The organism is Sphingomonas sp. PP-CC-3A-396, assembly GCF_004343105.1.
GTDB lineage: Bacteria > Pseudomonadota > Alphaproteobacteria > Sphingomonadales > Sphingomonadaceae > Sphingomonas.
Genome location: NZ_SLYF01000003.1, coordinates 135,577 through 160,694 on the forward strand (window position 1 = coordinate 135,577; position 25,118 = coordinate 160,694).

Sequence of the window (25,118 nt, forward strand, 5' to 3'; positions counted from 1 at the left end):
CCTCACCATTCGACGCCGATCTTGCCGAAATGCTCGCCGCTCATCTCGAACGCGAAGGCGTCCGCGAGCCTGTTGAGCGGGAAGCGACGGTCGATGATCGGACGGATGCCGGTCGCGTCGAGCGCGCGGACGAACGCCTGTTGATCGGCGCGACTGCCGACAATCAGCCCCTGCAATCGCGCCTGCTTCGCCATCAATGCCGCGGTCGGCACCTCGCCGCCACGCCCCGTCAGCACACCGATCAGCGAGATATGGCCGCCGATCCGTACCGCCGCGACCGACTGCGCCAGCGTCGCCGGGCCACCGACCTCGACCACGTGATCGACTCCGCGGCCACCGGTCCACGCGGCGACCTTGTGGCCCCAATCCTGATTCTCGCGGTAGTTGACCGTGAAGTCGGCGCCGAGCGCCTTGGCCCGCGCCAGCTTCAAATCGGAGGACGAGGTAATCGCGACGATCGCCCCCATCGCCTTGGCGATCTGCAACGCCCAGATCGAGACGCCGCCGGTGCCGAGCAGCAACACCGTGTCGCCCGCCTTCAACCCGCCGTCGACGACCAGCGCGCGCCACGCGGTGAGCCCCGCGGTGGTGATCGTCGCCGCCTCGACCGAGACATAGCCGCGCGGCGCGAGCGTAAACGCGGTCGCGGGGAGGACGACATGCTCTTGCGCGAACCCGTCGATCCCATCGCCCGGCGTGCGGCTGAAATCGCCGATCGTCGGCGGACCGGCCTGCCAGTCGGGGAAGAAGCACGACACGACGTGATCGCCGACCGCGAACTCGGTCACGCCGTCACCGATGCGCTCGACGATGCCGGCCCCGTCCGACAACGGCACGCGGCCGTCCTCGCTCGGCATCTTGCCGGTGACGACGCCGAGATCGTGGAAATTGAGCGAACTGCCGTGGATCGCCACCCGGATCATGCCGGGGCCGGGATCGCCCGGATCGGCGCGCTCGTCCGACCGGAGCGTATCGAGGCCCACCGGGGACCGCAGCGTTATGACCTTCATCGCAAACTCCTCATCTGCGGATCACAACGCCCCGGTCCCCCAAACTCTCCCGTCCGGGCTTACTGCGCCTTCAGATACCGGTCGAACCATCCGACCGATCGTTTGCGGACGTCGGCGGCATTGGCGGGGGCGCGGATGCCGTGGCCTTCGTCGGGATAGATCACCAGGCTGGTCGGTACCCCCAACTCCTTCAGCGCGTGCCAATATTCGATCGACTGGGTCGGCGGCACCTCGATGTCGCGCTCCCCGACATAGATGAAGGTCGGCGTCTTCGCCTGCTTGATGAAGCTGATCGCGGACACCGCACGATAGGCCTCGGGATCGTCATAGGCGGACTTGCCGAAGAACGGGATCATCCACTGGTCGATGCCGTTGGTGCCGTAATAGCTGATCCAGTTCGACAGCCCGGCGCCCGCGACGATCGCCTTGAAGCGATTGGTCTGGGTGTTTGCCCACATCGACATGAACCCGCCATAGCTGCCGCCGGTGAGTCCGAGGCGCGCGTCGTCGACCGGCGCGATCTTCTCGACCGCGTCGATCCCGGCGAGAATATCGCGCAGGTCGCCGCCGCCGAAATCGCGGCGGTTGGCGGCGGTGAACGCCTCGCCCTGGCCATAGCTACCGCGCGGATTGGGCATGAACACGTAATAGCCCGCGTCGAGCAACGCGGCCGGGCCCGATCCGCTGCCGACATAGCTGGGGGTATTCGCCGCCGACGGACCGCCATGGACGATCGTGACCATCGCCGCTTTCCGCGCAGGATCGGCCGATTTGGGGGCGAGCAGCCAGCCCTGGACGTCGAGCCCGTCATTCTTCCACGTCACGCTGCGCGCCGACGCGTTCGCCGGGAGCGCATCATTGTCATGCGTGATCTGGCGGGGTTTCGCGATCGGGCCGGCAAAGATCGCCGGGCCGTGCGTGAAATCCTGCACGGCGGTCGCGACGATCCGTCCGTCCGCGCTATAGGCGGCCTTGCCCTCGCCCGCCGCGAAGCTTGCCGGGCGGCTCCAGCTGACCAATGTCTTGCCGGTCGGATCGAGCGTCGCGATCTCGGCCGCGTCGCCGTGCAGGCGGACCGCACGCAGGCCACCGCCGGTCCAGTCGAGCGAGGTCACCGTCGCCTTCGCGCCCTCGGTCCGGTTGACGGGCACGCCGCCGGCAACCGGCACGGTCCAGACATCGCCGCCGATCGAGCCGAAATCGCTCATGAGGCCGCCGATATACGCAACCGTGCGGCCATCGGGCGAGACGCGCGGCATGTTGAGCTGCGTCGTCGGCTTGGCGATCGTGCGCACCGTGCCGGTATCCGCATCGACCGCGTCGAGCGTCGCCACCCACCAATTGTTGTCGCCATTGCCGAGCGCGCTCGTGACGACGAAGCCGCGGCCGTCGGGGGTCCAGTCATATTCGTAGATATAACGGTCCGCCGGCGACACCGGCTTGACCGTGCCCGCCGCGAGATCGACGATCGCGAGACGTTGCTCGTCGCTGGTCTCGCCGATCTCGCCGACCTGACGCACGCCGGCCTGCGTCGCGCCGGCTTCCTTGGCCGCACCGAAGGTCGCGAGCAGCGCCAACCGCTTACCGTCGGGCGAGAAGCGCGGTGCCTGGGCGATGCCATCGATCGCCGCGACCTGCCGTGCGCCGCTGGCATCCGCCAGCATCACCAGCGCGCGGGATTTGCCCGCCTCGCGCGCTAGGAAGGCGATCCGGCCATCGGTCGCAAAGGTCGGCGCGCCGTAGCTGCACTTCGCGCAAACATCGATCGTCTGGACGATGCCACCGTCCGACACGCGCCGCACGACGATTGCTGCATGCGTGGGCGCGACGGGTTCTATGCTGGCGAGACGGTCCCCCTTCGGTGCGAGCGCGAGCGCACCATATTGATGCACCGGCGCCTGCGCGAACGCCGGCGTCGTGACGAGCAGCGCTGCGATGGCAAACCTGCGCATCACTTGGCGCCCGCCGTCAGGCCACGATCTTCGAGCATCGGGCCGATATCCGGGTCCTTGCCATAGAACGTCTTGAACATCGGACCGTAATCCTCGGTATGCCCCTTCGACAGGATCATGTCGCGGAAGCGCTGGCCGTTCGCGCGCGTCAGGCCGCCATGCACCATGAACCACGCATACGCATCGTTATCGAGCATCTGCGTCCACAGATACGCATAGTATCCCGCGGCATAGCCACCCGCCCAGATGTGCGCGAAATAGCTGGTGCGATAGCGCGGCGGCACGTCCTTCGTGTCGAGCCCCATCGAGTTCAGCGCCTTGGTCTCGAACGCATCGACATCCTGCGGCCCCGCCGAAGCCGGCAGCGAATGCCAGTCCTGGTCGAGCGTCGCCGCCGCGACCAGTTCGCCCAGCTCATAGCCCTGGTTGAACTTCGCCGCGTTCTTGATCTTCGTGACGAGCGCCTGCGGCATCACCGCACCGGTGCGGTAATCCTTGGCATAGTTCGCGAAAACCTTCGGATCGAGCGCCCAATGCTCGTTGAACTGCGACGGGAACTCGACCCAGTCGCGCGCGGTGTTGGTCCCCGACACCAGCGGATAGGTCTGGTTCGCGAACAGCCCGTGCAGCGCATGGCCGAACTCGTGGAACATCGTCGTCACGTCGTCGAACGTGATCAAAGCGGGCTGGCCCGGCGCGGGCTTGGTGAAGTTGCCGACATTATAGACGACCGGCTTGGTCTTCAGCAGCTTCGACTGGCCGACGAAGTTCGACATCCACGCGCCACCCGCCTTGTTGTCGCGCTTCCAGTAATCGAAATACATCAGGCCGAGTTCGGAGCCGTCCTTGTCGTAGACGGTGAACACGCGGATGTCCGGCTGATAGGTAGGGATATCGCGGCGTTCCTTGAAGGTAACGCCGTAGAGCTGATTGGCGGCGAAGAACACGCCGTCGGTCAGCACGCGCGAAATCTCGAAATACGGCTTCAGCTCGTTCTGGTCGAGGTCGTACTTGGCCTTGCGCACCTTGTCCGAATAGAAATCCCAGTCGGACGGTGCGAGCGGGAACGACGCGCCGGTCGCGTCGATCGTCTTCTGCAACTCGGCCGCCTCGCGACGCTGCTCCGCGGCGGTCGCGGGGACGAGCTGCGTCATGAAGCCCTTCGCTGCCGCCGGGGTCTTCGCCATCTGGTCGTACAGCGAATAGGCGGCGTAGTTCGGATAGCCGAGCAGCTGCGCCTTCTGCGCGCGCAACTGCGCGATCTTTTGGATTAGCGCGCGCGTGTCATTGGCGTCACCGCGCTGCGACCGGTTCCAGCTCTTCTCGAACAGCGCGGCACGCGTCGCGCGATCGTTGAGCGAGGCGAGCGCCGGCTGCTGCGTCGTGTTCTGCAACGACAGCACGTATTTGCCCGGCACCCCCCGCTCCTTCGCGCCCTCCGCCGCCGCCGCGATCTCCGCATCGCTCAGCCCAGCGAGCTTGGCCTTGTCGTCCACCACCAGCGCGCCTGCCTTGGTGCCGGCGAGCAGCTTCTGCTGAAAGTCGGTCGTCGCGGTCGAGATCTGCGTGTTGAGCAACCGCAGTTTCGCCTTGTCGGCATCGTTCAACTGCGCGCCGGCATGAAGGAAATCGCTGTGATAAATCTCCAGCACCTGCTTCTGCTCGGCATCGAGCCCGAGCGAGTCCCTCTTCGCATACAGCGCCTGGACGCGCGCGAAGAGCTTGGGATCGAGATAGATCGCGTCGCCGTGCTGCGCCATCTTCGGCGCCACCGCGCTGCGGACCTTGTCGAGCGCGTCGTTGGTGTTCGCCTGCGACACGCCGAAAAACGCCTGGCTCGCACGGTCGAGCGTCCGGCCCGAGCGCTCCATCGCCTCGATCGTGTTGGCGAAGGTCGGCGCCGCCGGGTTGTCGGCAATCTTGCGCATTTCGGCGATCTGCTCGGCCATGCCCTGTTCGAGCGCGGGCTGGTAATCGCTGTCCTTGATCTGGTCGAACCGCGGCGCCTGGAACGGCAGCGTGCTGGGGACGGTCAGCGGATTGACACGACCGGTATTGGGCGCCGCCTGGATGGTTGCGGGGCTGGCCAGGCAGCACAGGATGGCGGCGGAACGGAGCAGGCTGGAACGCGGCATCTTCAGACTCACAATGGCAGGAGTGATGACGCTCTTGTTGCATGGAGCGCCAAGGCGTTACAATGTCTCATTATTGATGATGCGGCGGAGCCGGGCGCAGCGTGATCCGCGTCATTTCGGGCGGGCGACCGAGCCGGAGCGCGAAGCCCGGCCACAAGCCGGTGCCGTTGCTGACGTACAACGTCATGCCGTCGACGTCGTAGCGGCCCGAGACGAAGCCACCATTGGCGAGCGCGAAGATCCGATCGAAGCCGCGGATCATCCCGCCATGCGTGTGCCCCGACAATTGCAGCGCGACCCCGCGCGACGCCGCCTGCCGCGCCATCTTCGGTTGGTGATCGAGCAGCACGACCGGGGCGGACTTGGGAGCGCCAGCCAATGCGGCGCCGAGGTCGGGTCCCGCCTGCCCGACCGCGGGCGCGGACAGATCGGTCACGCCGGCGAGCACGAGCCGCGCATCGCCGCGCGCGAGCAGCACATGCGCGTTGGGCAGCATGCGGATGCCCATTCCCGTCAGGTGCCGCATCCATGCCGCGTAATCGAAGAAATATTCGTGATTGCCGGGGATCGCGTAGACGCCATCGGGCGCGCGCAGCTCGGCGAGCGGCGCGACGTCCTCCCGCCGCATCGCCACCGATCCGTCGATGAAGTCGCCCGTCACGACGATCAGATCGACCCCCGACGCATTCGCGCGATCGACGACTTTTCGCGCCCACGCCGCCGGAAACAGCCGGCTGATATGTAGGTCGGTGAGTTGCAACAGCCGATAGCCATCGAACTGCGGCGGCAAGTCGCGGATCGCAACCTCGACATCCACCACCGGCGGCACGCGGATCGCGTTGGCGACGCCGATCGCCGCGAGCAACGCGGCGAGTGCAGCGATCGCATAGCGCACTCCGTCCGGGACGACCGTGCCGCGCTGGACGATCAGCATCACCAGCGTGCCGAGATCGACGAGGATCTGAAGGATCGCGAGCAACAGGATCGCCCCGAACGCCCAGTTGAACGCGATGACGATGGCGCGGGGAAATTCCGGTGCGAACACCGATCCCGACGACAGCCGGCTCCACGAATGATATTGCGAGGCGAGCAGCAACAGCACCGCGACGCCGAGCTTGACCGGGATCGCCAGCGACAGCGGCCAGAGCCATCGGCCGATCACGTACAGGCACGGCAGCGAGAAGATCAGCTGGAAGATCGGATTGGTCCTTTGGCGGCGCGCCCCGTGTGAAAAAGGGAGCGCGCCTCGATAACGCCGGACAGCTGCCTTCGCTGCAACTTTCTGCTTACCAATCCTCCCCCGCAAGGGGGAGGTGGATCGCGTAGCGAGACGGAGGGGGTGGACACGGAACAGCGGTAAACCCTTACCGCCCCCTCCGTCGCCAAACGTCGCCACCTCCCCCTGGCGGGGGAGGATGAAGACACTACCGCGAATACACCCCGATCAGCGCCCGCCGCAGCATCCGGTCCTCCAGCGAGAAATACAGCGCGATCCGGTCGCCCTCGATCACCGTCGACGCGGCGAACGCGATATCGGTCGCCTCGCGGCTGAGCGCGGGCGGCGGCACCAGCATCGGCTCGATCCCGCGCCCGGTCACGCGCGTGAACGCCGGATCGAAACTGATCCAGCCGATCCGCCAGCGCGCGTCATGCGTCGCGCCGTTATAGAACATCACCGGGTCCCGGTCGCCGACCTGGATGATCGGCCCGGTCGACAAATGCCAGTTATCCCAGCTGTCCTCGCGGATCCCGAACGGGTCGGGCAGGACGGTCCACGGGCCCTTCGCGGTCGGTGCGCTGGCCATGCCGATCCGCGACGCCTCGTTCGCGGCATATTCGTAGAATAGCCGCCAGTCGCCCGCCGACGTCTGCGCCAGCGTCGCCTCCTTGATGTTCCCCTCGCCCGGTGGCGCCTTGAGCACCAGGTCCTCCTTCGCCAGCGCGGTGAGCTCGCGCCCCGCCGCGAGGATCATCGAGCCCTGCGCCCGCGCCGCATCGACGCCGGTATAATAGACCAGATATTCACGATCGGTGACGAGCACGGTCGGATCCTCGCACCCGCCGAGATCGGCAGGCCCCGGTCCCGGCACGATCGCCAGCCCCGGATCCATCTGGAAATGCAGCCCGTCCCGGCTCGCCCCGCCGGCGATGATCCCGGTCGGATCATGCGCCCCAAGCGGATGCGGCACGCCGCGGATCATCACGCGGTACAGCTCGCCTTCCTTCCAGACGAACGGACTCATCAGGTCCATCCCGTCGATCGGCGACGCCGCCGAGATCGTCACGGTGTCGAGCTGCTCGACGACATAACTCAGCATCGGATCAGGCCCCCTGTGCGACGGTCAGCGACAGCGCACCGTCGATCGTCACGGTCGTACCGGTGATATAATCCGCCGCCGGCGACAGCAGGAACACGACCAGCGCAGCGACCTCGTCGGGCCGCCCCGCACGCTTCCACGGGATCGCCGCTTCCTTCGCCGCCAGTTCCTCCGGATGATCGAGCGCGGACTGGTTCATCGGCGTCAGGATCATCCCCGGCGCGACGCCGTTGACCGCGATCCCCTTCGGCGCGAGTTCGAGCGCGAGCGTCGCGGTCAGCTGCGACAGGCCGCCCTTGGCCGAATCGTAATCGACCCCGCCGGGCCGCGGCGCACGTTCGTGGATCGACGAGATGTTGACGATCCGCCCCTTCGCCGCCTTCGCCTCCAGCGCCCGCACCATCCGCCGGCAGGTCAGGAACGGCCCGTACAGATCCGATCGGATCACCCGGTCGAATTGCGCCAACTCCATATCGACCAGATTGACCCCGGTCATGTTGAGCCCCGCCGAATTCACCAGCAAGTCGACCGTGCCGAACGCCTTTTCGGCGGTGGCAAAGAGCTGTTCGACCGCCGCCTCGTCGCCGACATTGGTCTGCACTGCGATCGCGCGACCCTTACCGATCGATGCGCAGACCGCGTTCGCCGCCGCGACATCCTTGAAATAGGTGATCACGACGCGCGCACCGGCATCGCCCAACGCCTTGGCGCAGGCCGCGCCGATCCCCGATTCCCCACCCGTGACGATCGCGACCCGTTGCTCGAACATGGCTATTCCTGACGTCTGTTTTCTCACCCCGTCGCAAGCGCTCAACCGCGCCGCGGTGCAAATGAATTTGCTGTCAGGGCGACGACATGATGCCGCCCTCCGACAATCTGCAATTCAATTTGGCTTTTTCCGACGCCTGTGCTTGATGCGGCGCAGTTCGGCGGGGCGACCAAGATCCCGCTTTCCGGGAGGGTGAGAATGCGCAACCGTCTGTTCACAAGCACGATTTCGATGCTGGCCTTGTGCGGCGCCACGGCGGCGACGGCGCAGACCTATGGCCCCTTCAACGTCGTCGCGCCTGCTGGCGGCGATAGCGTCAGGACCGCGATCGGCGGCGATCGTGCCGTCGCGATCGATGCGCAGAGTTGGACGATGTCGACCTGGCTCGAACCGAAAGCGATCCCGAACGGTACCGCTCTGGTTGCAGGATTTGGCGACGCCACGACCGGCGCGCGCCGCTATCTCGCGCTCGATCAAGGTCGCCCCAGCCTCGTCACCGAAGCGGGCGTGCTGACCGCCAGCGCGCGCATCACGGCGGACACATGGCATCACGTCGCCGCCACCTTCGACGGTACGCAGGCGCGGCTGTTTGTCGATGGACGACAGGTGGCGCAGCGTCGCCTGACGGTCGCGCCGGTTGCCCCGGTCGCGACGATCGCCCCGCGGGGGGCCGGTCCGGTCTTCGCAGGCCGCGTCGCAGGCTTCGCGCTACAGGCCGGTGCGCTCGATGCCGCGGCGGTCCGGACGCAGGCGAGCACGACGCCCGACCCCGCGTTGACGCTCTATCAGAACGGCAGTCCGGATTGGCCTGTGCAGGTCCGCCAGTCGCTTGGCCAGACTGTTCAGCAGGATGCGTGGACGCGCCCTGCCTCGAAGGCCCCCTTCCCCGCGCCGGTCGCCAAGCCGTTGCCGACCGGCCCCGCGATCGTCGCGGTCCGTCCCGGCGAATGGACCGTCGCCGGCTGGAAACTGGCCGAGGCACCCAAGGTGACCGCACCGGGCACGACGCTCAGCCGCGAGGGGTTCGATGCCTCGCGCTGGTATGTCGCGACGGTGCCGGGCACGGTGCTGACGACCTTGGTCGACCGCGGCGTCTATGCCGACCCCGCCTACGGCCTCAACAACATGACGATCCCCGAGAACCTCGCGCGGCAGGATTACTGGTACCGTACCGAATTCGACGCGCCGACCGAAACCACGGGCAAGCGTCAGGTGCTCACCTTCGACGGCGTCAACTACAGCGCCGAGATCTGGCTGAACGGTGCACCGATCGGCACGATGAAGGGCGCGTTCGTCCGCGGGCGGTTCGACGTCACCGGCAAGCTGCGCCCCGGTCGCAACGCGATCGCGGTGAAGGTCTCGCCACCCCCGCATCCGGGCATCGCACACGAGGAATCGCTGACCGCAGGCGTCGGCGAGAATGGCGGGATGATGATGCTCGATGGCCCGACCTTCGTCGCGACCGAAGGCTGGGACTGGATCCCCAGCATCCGCGACCGCAACACCGGCATGTGGCGCGGCGTGACGCTGACCACGAGCGGCGCGGCGACGCTCGGTGATGCCCAAGTCGTCACGACCTTGCCCAAGCCCGACAACAGCGTCGCGGACATCGAGATCGGCGTGCCCGTCGCGAACCCGTCCGACCGCGCGGTGACCGCGATCGTCCGCGCCGCGTTCGACGGCGTCTCGGTCGAGAAGCCGGTGACGCTCGCCCCCGGCCAGACGACGACCGTGGTGATGAAGCCCACCGACTTCCCGCAACTGTCGGTGCGCAATCCCAAGCTCTGGTGGCCCAACGGCTACGGCGACCCGGCGCTGCACGATCTGACCCTCACCGCGACCGTCGATGGCGCAACCAGCGACACCAGGCATGTCCGCTTCGGCATCCGTCAGGTGACTTACGACATCTCGCTGATGGACCAGGACGGCGATCTCGACCGCGTCGGCATCGACCTGTCCAAGGCGCGGCAGCGTGGCGAGCGGATCGTCGACGGCACGCACACCGGCATCCGCAAGGTATCGAACGGCTGGGCGGCGAGCCTCGTCCCCGGCGCGGAAAAATCGCCCGCGGTCACCCCGATCAAGGGCCAGGACGGCCTGTCCCCCTATCTCGTGATCCGCGTCAACGGCGTGAAGATCGCGGCGCGCGGCGGCAATATCGGCATGGACGACTTCATGAAGCGCGTCGACCGCGCGCGCCTCGAGCCGTTCTTCCGCCTCCATAAGGACGCGCACCTCAACATCATCCGCAACTGGGTCGGCCAGAACACGGAGGACACTTTCTACGACCTCGCCGACGAATACGGCCTGATGATCCTCAACGATTTCTGGGAATCGACGCAGGATTACAATCTCGAGGCGCAGGATCCGGCGCTGTTCATGACCAACGCGACCGACGTCGTGAAGCGCTATCGCAACCACCCGTCGATCGTCGCCTGGTTCGGCCGCAACGAGGGCGTACCGCAGCCGATCCTCAACGAGGCGCTGGAGACTCTGATCGACAAGGAGGACGGCACGCGGCTCTATATGGGCTCGTCCAACCGCGTGAACCTGCAGAATTCGGGCCCGTATAACTGGCGCCCGCCGGTCGAGTATTTCACCGAGCATGCCAAGGGCTTCTCGGTCGAAAGCGGCACGCCGTCGCTGCCGACGCTGGAGGCGTGGCAGCGCGCGATCCCCGCGGCGGACCAGTGGCCGATCAGCGACGCTTGGGCCTATCACGACTGGCATCAGACCGGGAACGGCGCGGTGAAGACGTACATGGACGTGCTCGGGACGCGTTTCGGCGCGGGCACCAGCCTCGCCGATTTCGAGCGCAAGGCGCAGATGATGCAGTATGAATCGTACCGCGCGATCTTCGAAGGGATGAACGCGCGGTTGTGGACAGAGCATAGCGGCCGGATGCTGTGGATGACGCAGCCCGCCTGGCCGTCCTCGGCGTGGCAGATCTTCTCGTCGGACTACGACACGCAGGCGTCGTTCTACGGCGTCAAGACGGCGTCGGAGCCGGTCCATGTCCAGATGAACCTGCCCGACTGGAAGGTGGTACTGGTCAACAACCGGCTCGCCGACCTGCGCGGCGTGACGGTTACCGCTAAGGTCGTCAGCCTCGACAACCGCACGCTCGCCGATCGCACCGTGAAGATCGCCGCGCCGCGCGAGGCGACCACCGATGCCTTCACGCTCGATCTCGCGCCGCTGCTGCAACAGGGCGTCGCGCTGGTCCGGCTCGAAGCCACCGACGCTGCGGGCAAGCGGCTGTCGACCAACTTCTACTGGCAGGCGAAGGACGATGCCGCGTTCCAGGCGCTCAACACGCTGGCCGCGGTGACCCTCGGCAGCACCGCGACCACCCGGGTCGATGGCGCGGAGACCGTCGCGACGGTGACGCTGACCAACGGCAGCGCGACGCCCGCGATCGAAACAAAGCTGACGGTGATGAACGCCGACGGCACGCAGGTCCTGCCGGCGTATTTCAGCGACAATTACGTCTCGCTGCTCCCCGGCGAGACCCGTGATATCGAGATCCGCTACCCGACCGCGAAGGCATCGTCGCCCAGCGTCACCCTACGCGGCTGGAACGTCGCCTCATCGCGCGTGGTGGCACGATGAGGGGTCAGATTCTCGCCGCAGCGTTGCTGTCGACGGTCTCGGCCACGGCTTCAGCACAGTCGCTTGCATCGCCGGACGGGCGCATCACCGTGACTTTGGGCACCAACGACCAGGACCAGCCGACCTATCGGCTCGATGTCGCCGGGCAGACGCTGCTGTCCCCGTCGACGCTCGGGCTCGAGTTCGAACATTATGCCAAGCTCGCGAACGGACTGAAGGCCGCGACCATCGATCGTCGGTCGGGCGCGGATCGCTACACGCTGCCCGCAGGGAAAGTATCGCGCGTCGACGAACGCTATAACGAGATCGTCGTCCATTATGCCGAGCCGCTCGCGACCGGCCGCAAGCTCGATATCGTTCTGCGCGCCTACGACAGCGGGATCGCATTCCGCTACGCCCTCCCGCGCCAGCCGACCCTCACCTCGGTGCGGATCGCCAACGAACTGAGCCAGTTCGCCTTCCCCGCCGATTATGCCTGTCACGGTCTTAATCTCGGCAGCTTCGGCACCAGCCACGAGGGGGAATATGATCCGGTCCGCGCTTCGGCGATCCGTCCGCATAACCTCTACGAACTGCCGCTGGTCTGCGCGACCGGGAATGGCGCCCCAGCGCTGGCCTTTGCGGAAGCGGACGTCACCGACTGGCCCGCAATGTACCTGACCGGCACCGAGACCGGCGCGCTCGGCGTCGCCGCCAAGCTCGCCCGCCGCCCCGACGATCCCGATATCGCGGTGAAAGCCGAGGTCGGCGCCGGTCTGCGCTCGCCGTGGCGGGTCGTCATGGTCGGCGCAAACCCCGGTGCGCTGATCGAGAACACATTGCTCACCAGCCTCAACCCTGCGCCGGTCGGCGACTTCTCGTGGGTGAAGCCCGGCAAGACCGCCTGGGACTGGTGGTCCGGCCCGGTCCTCGCGGGCGTGCCCAACGCCGGCACCAACGACGCCACGATCAAGCGCTTCATCGATTTCGCCGCGCAGACCGCGCTGCCGTACATGATGATCGACGATGGCTGGTATGCGAACAGCGGCGACGGCGCGACGCTGCGTCCCGGCGCCGACCCGACCAAGCCGATCGCGGCGATCGACCTCCCCGGACTCGTCACGTACGGACGTCAGCGCGGTGTCGGCCTGATCGTCTGGATCCACTGGAAGCTGCTCGACCAGGATATGGACCGGATCCTCGACCAGGTCGCGGCATGGGGCCTCAAGGGGATCAAGGTCGACTTCATGAACCGCGACGACCAGGTCATGATCGGCTTCTACCACCGTCTCGCCGCGGCGACCGCTAGGCGTCACCTGCTGCTCGACCTGCACGGCGCGACGCATCCATGGGGCATGACGCGGACCTGGCCGAACTTCATCACCCAGGAGGGTGTGCTCGGCGCGGAATACAATAAATGGACGCGGCGGATCACCGCGCGGCACAATATCACGCTCGCCTATACGCGGATGCTCGCCGGGCCGATGGACTATACGCCGGGCGGGTATCGCAACCGCACACCCGCGACGTTCCGCATCACCGCGACCGCACCCGAGGTCCAGACGACGCGTGCCGCCGGCCTCGCCATGTACGTGGTGTATGAGAGCCCGCTCGCCAGCGTCGCCGACTCGCCCGACGCGTATCGCGGCCAGCCCGGGCTCGATTTCCTCCGCGACGTGCCGGCGACCTGGGACGAGACGCGCTTCCTGGCGGGTGACATCGGCGACTATGTCGCGATCGCGCGACGCAAGGGGACGCGCTGGTATATCGGCGCCATGACCGATGCCGCGCGCACCGTGACGCTCCCGCTCGGCTTCCTCGGCACCGGCAGATATGTCGCGCGTCGCTGGACCGATGGCACCGCGCCGACCGACCTGGTGACCGGGCGGACGACCGTAACCAAAGCAGACAGCCTGACCCTCGAACTGGCCGCGTCGGGTGGCGCCGCGGTGATCCTGGAGACCGAACGATGAAGTCCCTGCTCGTTGCCTTCTCGCTGGTTGCCATGGCCACGCCCGCCGTCGCGCAGACCGAAGACGCCAAGGCCAAGGCGGCGCGCGAAGCCGAAGACCGGCTGCACACCGACTGGGCCTGGCTCGGCCGCTATCAACAGGCCAATGCGGCGGTCCCCGCCAAGGGCGCACAGCCCCGCGTGGTGTTCATCGGCGACTCGATCACGCAAGGCTGGTTCGACATGGTCCCGGCGTTCTTTGCCGACAATAACCGCTTCGGTCGCGGCATCGGCGGGCAGACCACGCCGCAGATGGTGCTGCGCTTTCGCCAGGACGTGATCGACCTGAAGCCGGCGGTGGTACAGATCATGGCAGGCACCAACGACATCGCTGGCAATACGGGGCCGATGACGCCCGACCAGTCGAAGGCGAACATCATGACGATGGCCGAACTCGCGCGCGCGCACGGTATCCGCGTCATCCTCGCCTCGATCCCGCCGGCCGCGAACTTCCCGTGGCGTCCGGGTCTCGAAACCGCCGACAAGATCGCGGCGATGAATGCGTGGCTCAAGACCTACGCCGCGCAGACCAACTCGACCTATGCCGATTACTGGACCGCGCTGCATGACGGGAAGGCGTTGCGCGCGAGCCTGACCTATGACGGCGTCCACCCGAACAAGGCGGGGTACGCGGTGATGGGCCCCGTCGCCGAAGCCGCGATCCGCTCGGCGCTTGCCAAGCCTGCACCGAAGGCGATCGCCCGGTGATCCTCGCGCTAGCGCTCGCCGCCGCTGCTCCGACTGCTGCTGGCCCGGTGGTCCGTACCGACGATGGACCGGTCCGCGGCGCCGCGCTCACCGGTGGCGGCGCGGTGTTCCGTGGCATCCGGTTCGCCAAACCGCCGGTCGGCCCGCTGCGCTGGCGTGCGCCCGAGCGCCCCGCGCCCTGGACGAAGCCGGTCGACACGATCGCCGAGCACCCCGCCTGCGCGCAGCTGGTCTATGGCGACTGGAATCGCGCCGCGGCCCAGACCAGTGCCGAAGACTGCCTGTTCCTCGATGTCCGCACGCCGAAGCTGGCCGGTGCCGATACGGCTGCCAAGCCCCTCCCCGTCCTCGTCTGGATCCACGGCGGTGCCAACCGCGCCGGCGCTGGCGGCGGCACGGTGGAGTCGAAGATCACCGAGGCCGGCATCGTCCTGGTCAGCGTCCAGTACCGGCTCGGCGCGCTGGGCTTTCTCTCGCACCCCGCGCTCAGCCGCGAACAAGGCGGCCATTCGGGCAACTACGCATTGATGGACCAGCAGGCCGCACTCGGCTGGGTCCAGCGCAACATCGCGCGGTTCGGTGGCGACCCACGCCGCGTCACGATCGCCGGTGAGTCCGCCGGCGCGCAGGACGTCGCGCTGCACCGCCTCGCCCCAGCCTCGCGCACGCTGTTCGCGCAGGCGATCCAGGAAAGCGGGACGGCCGGCTTCGGTGTCGCGCCCCGGAGCCTTGCACAGAACGAGCGTCTCGGCGCGCTGATCGCCACGACCGCCGGGCTACCCGCGGCGGCGACCGCGGCCCAGCTCCGCACGCTACCGGTGGACTCTATCCTCGCCGCGCAGGACGCGGTCGACGTCCCCAATCTCGACGACGACAGCTTCATCTGGTTGCAGGCGGTGGTCGATGGCCGCGTCCTGACCGATACGCCCGCGCATCTGCTCGCCACCGGCAAAGTCTCGCGCGCACCGCTGATCGCCGGCATAAACGCACGCGAACTGACGCTGCACGGCGGCCTGCCCGCGGCGGCCGCGACGATCCGCCGTGAATTCGGACCAAATGCCGATCGCGCAGCAGCGCTCTACGGGCTCCAGCCGGGCGGTAACCCGGTCACCGACCCGAGGCTCGGGGACGTTACCGTGCAGCTCGCCAACGACCTCACCTTCCGTTGCCCCACCGTCGCGCTCTCGAAAGCCCTCACGCGCGTCGGCGTCCCGGTCTGGCAATATCAGTTCGACTATGCGCCACCGGGCGGCACCGTCAGCCACGCAAGCGAGCTCGGTTACGTCTTCAACCCAGCCAAACCGGGCGAGCCGCCACTCTCCGCCTATTGGGCGAATTTCGTGAAGACCGGCGATCCCAACGGCGCCGGACTGCCGCACTGGCCGGCCTATTCGCTCGGCAAACGCGGCTATGTTGCCTTCGAACAGACCGGGCCGGTGGCCCGCACCGATCTTCGCGGGGCGATCTGCGGGTTACGCGACACGCCCTGATGGTCCCAGAGCCAGGACTTTTTCAGGGCTTGATCAGGACTTGATCAGGATCGCATCGGAGGGGAGCATCCGGTCGAGGAACGGCAGGATCGCCGCGCCGACCGCCGGCGCATCGCGCGATAGCGTCGCACGGCGGATCGGTGCGGAGGCCGGGATATTGGGCGCCGCGGCGGTCAACTTGCGCAACGTTTCGGCCGCCAGACGATCGAGGATCGCATCGGGCAGGCGTCCGCCAAGCAGGATCGCGGCCGGATTGATCAGGCAGTTGATCGCGGTCAGCGCGGGCACCAGCGCGGTCGACGCCTCCTCGATCCAGGTCTCGAGATGCGGCGCGTGGGCCCCGGAGAACATCTGCGTCGGATCGAGCCCGGCGATCGACAGCCCCGCGGTTTCAAGTCGCTCGGCCAACGCCGACAGCGATACGACGTCCTGCAAGACCCGCGATGGATCGCCCGCCAGCGGCAGGAAGCCGATTTCGCCGCTGCGTGCATCGGCACCGCGATAATAGGTGCCGTCGATCACGATCCCGCCGCCGAGCCCGGCGCTGATCAGGATATAGAATACGCTGGCGTGATCGAGGCCGCTGCCGAACTGCGCCTCGCCGATCGCCGCGGCGGCGGCGTCGTTGTCGATATGGATCGACCACGGCACCACGTCCGCGAGCAGCGCCTGGAGATCGACCTCGCCCCAGCGCTCATACCCCTCGGGCCGGTGCGGCAGGACGACGCGACCGAGGTCGTCGGGCAGCGCGACACCGACGCCGAGCACGCGGTCGGCGCGGATCACGCCGCTCTGCTCGATCTCGGCGAGACCGGTCCGCACGATCGCGACGACGTCTTCGGGCATCGCGAACGCGATCTGCCGCGTGAACCGCGACCGGACCGTGCCCGCCAGATCGAGCGACACCAACGTCACATGATCGCGGTCGATGTTGAGGCCGATCGCGAAGCAGCCATCGGGATTGATCCGCAACCGCACCGCGGGCTGGCCCCGGGCACCGGTGCGGCGGCCGGCATCGACGATCAGCTCGGCGTCGAACAGCCTGGCCGTGATGTTGGCGATCGTCGGCGAGGTCAGGTTGGTCATCGCCGCGATTTCGCTGCGGGTGATGTCCGGATTGCGCCGGATCACCTGCAGCACGACGCGCTGGTTATAATCGCCCGCGCGTTCCAGGTTGGTGCCCGACAGGCTCGGCCCAAGCCGCACCGCACGCTCGTCCGCGGTAACCCCGCCTTGGACCGCCGGCTCGAAATCCGAAAAATTCAACCTCATCCCTCCGGTGATCTTGAAAGATCCCATTTTGGTATTGTCGATCGTCCCCCGTCACCGAACCCAAGTCAACATTCAAAAAATCATTTTGGTATTCTTCTGGAATGCCGTCAGCGCGTGGCGCTGCCCGCGGCAATCCAGCGATCGATCTTCTTCTCCAGCACCGGCATAGGCAGCGCGCCGGTATCGAGCACCTGCGCATGGAAGCCGCGCGGATCGAACTTCGCACCCAGTGCCGCCTTCGCCTTCGCCTTGGTCCGCGCGATCGTCAGCTGGCCGATCTTGTACGCCAGCGCCTGCCCCGGAATCGCGATGTAGCGCTCGACCTCGGCGGTCGCGTCGGTGCGCGCCATCGGCGAGTTGGCGAGCATGTAGGCGATCGCCTGGTCGCGCGTCCAACCCTTGGCATGGATGCCGCTATCGACCACCAGCCGCATCGCGCGCAGCATTTCGTCGTTCAGCCCGCCCATCCGTTGATACGGATCGGCCTCGACGCCCAGTTCCTTCCACAGGCTCTCCGAATACAGCGCCCAGCCCTCGACATAGGCGGTATTGCCGCCAAACCGCATGAACGCCGGCAGCGCGGTGTTCTCCTGCGCGAGGCTGATCTGGAAATGATGCCCCGGCACGCCCTCGTGCAGGAACAGCGTCTCCATCTCCCAGGTGTAGCGCGACGGCAGATCATACGTGTTGTAATAGAAAACGCCCGGCCGCGTCCCGTCGGGCGTGCCGCCCTGGTACGAGCCACCCGCCTCGGTCTTCTCCTTGAACGCCGGCACTGCGCGGATCTCGAGCTTGGTCTTGGGCACCAGCGAAAACTGCTCGGGGATCCGCTGATAGATCCGCGTCTCGATCGCCTGATAGCCTTCGCGGAGCTTCTCGGCGGATGCAGGCGCGAACTTCGGATCGGTCCGCAGATAGGTGAAGAACTCCGGCAATGTGCCCTTGAAGCCGACCGCCCGCTTCTGCGTCTCCATGTCCTTCAGCAGCCGCGCGACCTCGGAAAGCCCCAGCGAGTGGACCGCGTCCGCCGACAGCGGCAGCGTCGTGTTCTGCTCGATCAGATACGCATACAGCTTCGCCCCGCCCGGGATCGCCGACAGGCCCACGCTGTCACGTGCCTTGGCACGGTATTCGTTGGCGAGGAAATCGCGCATCCGCTGTTCGGCGGGCAGGATCACGTCGCGGATCTGCGTCGCATACGCCTTACGCAACCGCGCCTGATCCGCCGCGCCGACGCTCGCCGGAAACGTCTTGAGCGGCCCCGCGAAGGTTGAGCGCTCGACACCCTCCTTGATCAGATTGTCGAACTGGCCGATCATGTTGTCGACCACCAGCCGCGGCTGGACGATGCCGTCCTTCATCCCCTCGCGGAACAGCCCGATCGCGCGATCGAGCACCGCAGCGTACTCGGCATTACGCTTCAAATTATTCTCGTAATCGACCAGCGTCTTGAACGGCGCGGCGCCCTGCCCCGACGCGAAATCGGGATAAAAGGTCTGGAAGCCCGAGAAATGATCCATCGGCAGGTCGCGCTGGATCTTCAGCAGATCGGGCGCATAACCGCGCAGCGTAATCCGCGTATTCGTCTCGAACACGTCATACGCGATCTGGTCGACCGCCGACAGCTTCGCGCGATCGATCCGGCCCAGCGCGGCGAGATCGGCTTCGGCCGCCGTCCGCTCGGCCGCAGTATACGCGTCGGTCAGATAGTCGCCGAGATGGTCCGCATAGCGCAGGTCGCCGCGGAAGATCGCCGACACCGGGTTGCGCTTCAGGCTCGCCTCATCGCTCGCATAGAACAGCGCCTTGAGCCTGGTATCCTCCGCGCTGTCGCCGGCCTGCGCGGTCGGTGGCGGCAATGCCTGCCCGACCGCCGCACTCGCGCCGGTGGTTGCAAGAAACGCAGCGAGCAGCAGCTTGATCGACACCGGCAAATTCCCCCACCGCAAACACGCGGCTATCAGCGAGGATTAGGCCGGGCATCCAACCGCTGCAAGCAACGCTTTACCGCGGTTTGACGAACTTCAGCGTCATCCGGTCGCTCTCGCCGATCGCCGCATATTTCGCGCGGTCGACGTCCTTCAACGCATAGCTCGGGGGCAGCGTCCACACGCCGCCCGGCCAGTCCGCGCTGTCCTTCGGATTGGCGTTGACCTCGGACTTGCCTGCCAGCTTGAACCCGGCCGCGGTTGCGAAACCGATCACCGAACTCGGCTTCATATAGCCGCTCTTCTCCTCGGCAGCGACATCGCGCGTCTCGGGCAGGCGATGTTCGACGACCCCCAGCGTACCGCCCGGCTTGAGCATCTTGAACATCGCCGCGAACATCGCGCGCGCCTGATCCACGCCGCCGAAGCGCCAGTTATGGACGTTGCGGAACGTCAGCACGACATCGGCGCTGCCATCGGGCACGCCCGGCTTCCCCGCCTCGGCCGGGAACGCCGCCAGCCGAACCTTGCCATAGGTCGCGGCATTCTTGGCCTGCATCGCACGCACGCCGTTAAGACCCTTCTCCCACGGCCCTGCTGCGTAATAGGCGCCGCCGCGCGCGGTCAGCGGCGCGAGGATCTCGGTATACCAGCCGCCCGATGGCCAGATCTCGACCACCGTATCGGTCGGCTTCACCCCGAAGAACGCCAGCGTCTGCGCCGGGTGGCGATAGCGATCGCGCGCGACATTGGCCGGCGTCCGCGTAGTTGCAGCCACCGCGGCTGTGATCGGCGCAGGCACCCGTTGCGCACTAGCCACGGTTGGCATGCTCGCAACGAGCAAGGCTGGGGCGGCGCAAAGCATGAGACGGACAGAGCGGTTCATCATCGACCTTTCGGAATGAGCTGACCCGAGCGTGGCCCGAATGCGGCCGATCCACAAGCCCACAGCCACAGCGCCGCCCCGCCGACGTCTGGAAAAGGACAGCAGGATTACTCATATTCTTGAAGAGGTTGAACAAAGGACGAGGCAATGGCGGGCGGCTGGACACGCGACGGCGCGGTACAGGATCAGATCGATGACACGGTGATGGACGCCGTGCTCGCCGCGCGTGCACGCATGCCGACCGGCGAGAGCGAGCCGTATTGCGCGCAGTGCGGCGACGACATCCCCGAAGGACGTCGGCTGGCGATCCCCGGCGTACGCACCTGTGTCGCCTGCCAGAGCGGCCGCGATCGCCCCGCCTCCGCCCTCTTCAACCGCCGCGGCAGCAAGGACAGCCAGCTTCGATAACGTGACGCAAGTCTTCGCCCCCCGATGCCGGGCGAGGATCGGCCCATCTTTACTTGGCCCAGCTTGATCGTCAGGGCAGACCCATGAGCGACGTGACGCACAGCACTGCCCCACAAAACGACGCCCCCGATTTCGTCGTGATCGACGTCGAGACCGCCTGCTCGCGCGTCAGCAGCATCTGCCAGATCGGCATCGTCGGTTTCAAGAACGGCCGCGAGATCTTCGAGTACGAAACGCTTGTCGACCCGCGTGACATATTCGAGGTCTTCAACACACGAATCCACGGCATCGCCGAGCATCACGTCGTCGGCCAACCGACCTTCGCCGACGTCCACGCCATCGTCCACGGCCATCTGACCGGCCGCACCACCGTCGCACATTCCTATTTCGACAAGGGCGCGCTAGCCGCCGCCTGCCGCGTCCATGACCGCGCGATGATCGAGACCACCTGGCTCGACAGCGTCCGCGTCGCCAAGCGCGCCTGGCCCGATCTCGAAAGCCACCGCCTCGGGCTCCTCGCACGCTATCTCGGGATCACCCACAAGCATCACGACGCGCTCAGCGACGCGCGCGCCGCCGGCTGGGTGATCGTCAAGGCGAGCGAGCATACCGGCCTGTCGCTCGACGACTGGCTAGCTCCGCCGCGCGTCGCCGGCCCCGCACCCGCGGCGGCAGCAGACGGACCGCTGAAAGGCGACCGCGTCGTGATCCTCGGCGAACCCCGCGACGGCCGGCTCGCGCACATCGCCGCCGGCTTAGGCGCGCGCGTAATGACCGGGGTCGGCAGTTCGACGACGCTGCTTGTAGTAGCCGGCCGCGAACCATTCGGCCGCGCGACCCGGTCGAGCGTCGCCTATTCGAGGGCGCAGGCTCTCCGCGCCGAGGGTGCCCCGATCCGGATCATCGCCAGCGACGCGCTGAAAGCGATCGCCGCCAACCGCCGCCCCTGATCCTCCCCTATCGGCTCAGGCCATCGCCATCAGGCTAGCATTGCCCCCCGCCGCGGTCGTGTTGATCGAGGTCGACACCTCCTCGACCAGCCAATCGAGCCGGTAGCCACCCCCCGCCTGCGTCAGCACGATCGGCCCCGGCAGCGCGGCAATCGCCTGGTTGAGCGAGCGAACCCGTTCCGTATCCCCCTCGATCAGCGCGCCCGCATAAGGCCCCGCCGCCGCCCAATCCTCGACCCACCGCACGCGAGCGGCAACCGCCTTCGGAAGGTCCGGCGTCAACGCCGCCGCATCGCCGATCACGAGATCGTTTCCGGAAGCAAGCCCCGCCGCAAGCTGCGCGATCAGGCCCTCCCGCGTTGCCGGAAGCAGCAACACGGTGCCACGCGGATGGATCGCATAAACGTTGGTCTCGCCGACCGGACCGGCCAGTTCGGTCACACCGCCCAGCGGCGACCGCGTTGCGTACTCCCGCACGTCCTGCGCGGCACCAGTATCACCGCGACCCTCGAGCCACGACGCGAACTCCGTCGCCACCGGATCGCCTGAACCGCGCGCTCCGACATCCGCCCCCGTCACCAGCCGCCCGAGATACAGCGGCCCGCCCGCCTTAGGCCCGGTCCCCGACAGCCCACGCCCGCCGAACGGCTGCACGCCGACCACCGCGCCGATCACGTTGCGATTGATATACAGATTGCCCGCCTGCACCCGCTGCGTGACGAACGCGATCGTCTCGTCGAGCCGCGTATGCAGCCCGAACGTCAGGCCGTACCCCGTCGCGTTGATCCGATCGATCAGCGTCCCCAGATCGGCGCGCCGGAAGCGCACGACATGCAGCACCGGCCCGAACACCTCGCGCTCCAGATCGGCGAGATCGTCGAGTTCGATGATCGTCGGCGAGACGAACGTGCCGTCCGTCGTGTCTCCCGCCGGCGCGATCTGCTCGACCGGGCGGCCAAGCGACCGCATCCGCTCGATATGCCGCTCGATGTTCGTCTTCGCCTCGGCCGAGATCACCGGGCCGATATCGGTCGCCAGCGTATCGGTGCGGCCGATCCGCAGCTCGCGGAGCGCCCCCTTCAGCATCGCCAGCGTCCGGTCGGCGACGTCTTCCTGCAAGCACAGGATGCGCAGCGCCGAACACCGCTGCCCCGCGCTGTCGAACGCCGAGGCGACCACGTCCGCGACCACCTGTTCGGCCAGCGCGGAGGAATCGACGATCATCGCATTCTGCCCGCCGGTCTCGGCGACCAGCGGGATCGGTGCCCCCGCCGACGACACGCGCTTGGCGAGTTCCGCCTGGATCAGCCGCGCGACCTCGGTCGAGCCAGTGAACATCACCCCCGACGTTTCGGTCGCCGCGACCAGCGCCGCACCGATCGCACCATCACCTGCCACCAGATGCAACACGTCCTCGGGCACGCCCGCCTCATGCAGGATCGCGATCCCCTGCGCGGCGATCAGCGGCGTTTCCTCGGCGGGCTTGGCCAACACCGCATTGCCCGCGACCAGCGCCGCGGCCACCTGCCCCGCGAAGATCGCAAGCGGGAAATTCCACGGGCTGATGCACGTCACCACCCCGAGCGGGACCTGCCCCGCGGGGAGCAGCCGCGCCTGCTGCGCATAATAACGCAGGAAATCGATCGCCTCGCGCACCTCGGCCACCGCATTCGCGAGCGACTTGCCCGCCTCGCGCATGACCAGCGGCAGCAACACCGGCATCCGCGCCTGCATCAGGTCCGCCGCGCGATCGAGACACGCCGCACGCTCGTCGACCGACACCGCCGCCCAGCGTGGCGCCGCCTCGGCCGCGGTCCGCGCCATTGCAAGCGCAGCATCCGGCGACAGTTCGCAAACCGAGCCGACGACGTCGCGGTGGTCCGCCGGATTGAGCACCGGCCGCGCGTCGCCCTCGGTCCCGGCCTGCACTGGTGCCAGCGCCCCGCGGAACGTCTCGCTCAGCGTCGCCAGCACACCCTCGTCGCTTGCGTCGAGTCCTTCGGAATTGCGTCGCGTCCCATACAGATCGCGCGGCAAGGCGATCGCCGGATGCGGCTCGCCCGGCACCGGCATCGCGCGGACCGTCGCGACCGGGTCCGCCACCAGCTCGGCGATCTGCACCGCCGGGTCCGCGATCCGATTGACGAACGACGAATTCGCCCCGTTCTCGAGCAGCCGCCGGACCAGATACGCCAGCAGCGTCTCATGCGTCCCGACCGGCGCATAGATCCGGCACGGGCGGTTCAGCCGATTGCCGCCGACGACCTCCTCGTACAGCGGCTCGCCCATCCCGTAGAGGCACTGGAACTCGTAATCGCCGATTACGAAGTCGGGCCCGGCCATCGCGTGGATGGTCGCGAGCGTCTGCGCATTGTGCGTCGCGAACTGCGGGAACACCGCATCCCCCGCCGCCAGCAGCTTCCGCGCACACGCGATATACGCGACGTCGGTATGCACTTTCCGCGTGTACACCGGGAAGTCGGCCAACCCGTCGACCTGCGCGCGCTTGATCTCGGCGTCCCAATACGCGCCCTTGACCAGTCGCACCATGATCCGGCGATCGGCCCGCCGCGCCAGATCGACGATCCAGTCGAGCACGAACGGGCATCGCTTGCCGTAAGCCTGCACCACGAAACCCAGCCCGTTCCAACCGCTCAGATCCGGGTCGGTCGCGAGGCTTTCGAGCAGGTCGAGCGACAGTTCGAGGCGATCCGCCTCTTCCGCATCGATATTCAGGCCGATGTCGTAACGCTTCGCCAGCAGCGCGAGCGCCTTCACGTCGGGCAGCAGCTCGGCCATCACCCGGTCGGCCTGCGACCGGGCATAACGCGGGTGCAGCGCCGACAGCTTGATCGAGATCCCCGGACCGCCATAGATCCCGCGGCCGGCGGATGCCTTGCCGATCGCATGGATCGCCGCGACGTAATCGCCGTGATAGCGCCGCGCATCCTCCGCGGTCGTCGCCGCCTCGCCGAGCATGTCGTAGCTATACTGGAAGCCCTCCGCCTCGGGGCCCTTGGCGTGCTTGAGCGCCTCGGCGATCGTCTGGCCGGCGACGAACTGCTCGCCCATCATCCGCATCGCCATCGCCACGCCGCCGCGGATCACGGGCTCGCCCGCGCGCGCGATCAGCCGGGTGAGCGCGGCGCCCAGCCCCTTGTCGTCGACGCTTCCCGTCAGCTTGCCCGTCAACGCCAGCCCCCAGGTCGCCGCATTGACGAACAACGACCGTCCCTCGGCCAGATGCGACGTCCAATCGCCGCCCGCGATCTTGTCACGGATCAACGCATCACGCGTCTCCGCATCCGGAATCCGCAGCATCGCTTCGGCCAGGCACATCAGCGCGACGCCCTCTTGGCTCGACAGCGCATATTCCTGGACGATCCCCTCGACCCCGCCGCCGCGCTTTTTCGCCCGCAGCGCCGTAATCAGCGAGGTCGCGGTGCGCGTCGCATCCGCCACGGTGGCTTCGTCGAGCGTCGCCTGATCGAGCAGCGGTGCGAGGCATTCGGCTTCGGGCCGTCGATAGGCAGCGGTGATCGCGCGGCGCAGATCGCTCTGCGCGCGGATCGGCGGGGCGAAATCGGCAAACAATGGCGAAAGCGAAGATGTGTGCGGCATGCGGCGAGCCTCGTCTGGAACCTGACCAGACCGTAGCATGGACGCGATTGGCGATCCGCCTTATCGATG

General features: G+C 67.3%; 16 protein-coding genes. 6 read left to right on the forward strand and 10 right to left on the reverse strand.

The genetic code is table 11. From position 1 onward, the window contains the following. Positions 1-2: 2 nt before the first annotated feature. The 6 genes from C8J40_RS06950 to C8J40_RS06975 all read right to left on the reverse strand — a co-directional run bounded on the left by C8J40_RS06950 (position 3) and on the right by C8J40_RS06975 (position 8,184). Positions 3-1,010, reverse strand: coding sequence for an NAD(P)-dependent alcohol dehydrogenase (locus C8J40_RS06950; protein ID WP_132896387.1), 1,008 nt, complete (start codon positions 1,008-1,010; stop codon positions 3-5). 59 nt (positions 1,011-1,069) lie between these two features. Beyond that, the gene (locus C8J40_RS06955) at positions 1,070-2,962 is read right to left on the reverse strand and encodes a S9 family peptidase (RefSeq protein WP_132896388.1); all 1,893 of its coding nucleotides are present in this window, start codon (positions 2,960-2,962) and stop codon (positions 1,070-1,072) included. Then, entirely contained in the window at positions 2,962-5,097 is a 2,136-nt protein-coding gene (locus C8J40_RS06960; RefSeq protein ID WP_132896389.1) for a M3 family metallopeptidase, read from the reverse strand. The genes C8J40_RS06955 and C8J40_RS06960 overlap by 1 nt, the downstream gene beginning before the upstream one ends. A gap of 70 nt (positions 5,098-5,167) precedes the next feature. Next, positions 5,168-6,259: a metallophosphoesterase gene (locus C8J40_RS06965; RefSeq protein ID WP_243693239.1), complete on the reverse strand. Its 1,092-nt coding sequence runs from the start codon at positions 6,257-6,259 to the stop codon at positions 5,168-5,170. Between the two features lie 262 nt (positions 6,260-6,521). Further along, entirely contained in the window at positions 6,522-7,415 is an 894-nt protein-coding gene (locus tag C8J40_RS06970) for a glycosidase (RefSeq protein WP_132896390.1), read from the reverse strand. Positions 7,416-7,419: 4 nt separating this feature from the next. Continuing rightward, positions 7,420-8,184 carry a glucose 1-dehydrogenase gene (locus C8J40_RS06975; RefSeq protein WP_132896391.1) on the reverse strand — a complete coding sequence of 255 codons (765 nt, stop codon included), beginning with the start codon at positions 8,182-8,184 and terminating at the stop codon, positions 7,420-7,422. Between the two features lie 198 nt (positions 8,185-8,382). Here C8J40_RS06975 and C8J40_RS06980 point away from each other — a divergent pair, with 198 nt between their 5' ends. Genes C8J40_RS06980 through C8J40_RS06995 form a run of 4 tightly spaced genes read left to right on the forward strand, consistent with a single transcriptional unit; the run spans position 8,383 to position 15,984 of the window. Beyond that, positions 8,383-11,796 (forward strand): LamG-like jellyroll fold domain-containing protein, encoded by a 3,414-nt coding sequence (locus C8J40_RS06980; RefSeq protein ID WP_243693240.1) that lies wholly within the window; start codon positions 8,383-8,385, stop codon positions 11,794-11,796. Beyond that, a complete protein-coding gene (locus C8J40_RS06985; protein WP_132896392.1) occupies positions 11,793-13,748 on the forward strand; it encodes a glycoside hydrolase family 97 protein in 1,956 nt (651 codons plus the stop codon). The genes C8J40_RS06980 and C8J40_RS06985 overlap by 4 nt, the downstream gene beginning before the upstream one ends. Further along, positions 13,745-14,494 (forward strand): SGNH/GDSL hydrolase family protein, encoded by a 750-nt coding sequence (locus C8J40_RS06990; RefSeq protein ID WP_132896393.1) that lies wholly within the window; start codon positions 13,745-13,747, stop codon positions 14,492-14,494. Before C8J40_RS06985 ends, C8J40_RS06990 begins: the two co-directional genes overlap by 4 nt. Beyond that, positions 14,491-15,984 (forward strand): carboxylesterase family protein, encoded by a 1,494-nt coding sequence (locus C8J40_RS06995; protein WP_243693241.1) that lies wholly within the window; start codon positions 14,491-14,493, stop codon positions 15,982-15,984. The genes C8J40_RS06990 and C8J40_RS06995 overlap by 4 nt, the downstream gene beginning before the upstream one ends. A gap of 33 nt (positions 15,985-16,017) precedes the next feature. Here the strand turns inward: C8J40_RS06995 and C8J40_RS07000 are convergent, their stop codons facing one another. From C8J40_RS07000 to C8J40_RS07010, 3 genes are all read right to left on the reverse strand, one after another. Next, the gene (locus tag C8J40_RS07000) at positions 16,018-17,256 is read right to left on the reverse strand and encodes an ROK family transcriptional regulator (RefSeq protein ID WP_132896394.1); all 1,239 of its coding nucleotides are present in this window, start codon (positions 17,254-17,256) and stop codon (positions 16,018-16,020) included. Positions 17,257-17,363: 107 nt separating this feature from the next. Beyond that, positions 17,364-19,184, reverse strand: coding sequence for a DUF885 domain-containing protein (locus tag C8J40_RS07005; RefSeq protein ID WP_243693242.1), 1,821 nt, complete (start codon positions 19,182-19,184; stop codon positions 17,364-17,366). Between the two features lie 76 nt (positions 19,185-19,260). Further along, positions 19,261-20,013 carry a methyltransferase domain-containing protein gene (locus C8J40_RS07010; RefSeq protein WP_243693281.1) on the reverse strand — a complete coding sequence of 251 codons (753 nt, stop codon included), beginning with the start codon at positions 20,011-20,013 and terminating at the stop codon, positions 19,261-19,263. Positions 20,014-20,217: 204 nt separating this feature from the next. On the opposite strand from C8J40_RS07010, the gene C8J40_RS07015 reads away from it, so the two are divergent. Further along, a complete protein-coding gene (locus C8J40_RS07015; protein WP_132734158.1) occupies positions 20,218-20,478 on the forward strand; it encodes a DksA/TraR family C4-type zinc finger protein in 261 nt (86 codons plus the stop codon). Between the two features lie 83 nt (positions 20,479-20,561). Next, a complete protein-coding gene (locus C8J40_RS07020; protein WP_132896396.1) occupies positions 20,562-21,428 on the forward strand; it encodes an exonuclease domain-containing protein in 867 nt (288 codons plus the stop codon). A gap of 15 nt (positions 21,429-21,443) precedes the next feature. On the opposite strand, the gene putA is transcribed toward C8J40_RS07020, so the two are convergent. Beyond that, on the reverse strand, positions 21,444-25,049 hold the full coding sequence (putA, locus tag C8J40_RS07025) for a trifunctional transcriptional regulator/proline dehydrogenase/L-glutamate gamma-semialdehyde dehydrogenase (protein WP_132896397.1): 3,606 nt from the start codon (positions 25,047-25,049) through the stop codon (positions 21,444-21,446). Between the last annotated feature and the right edge of the window lie 69 nt (positions 25,050-25,118).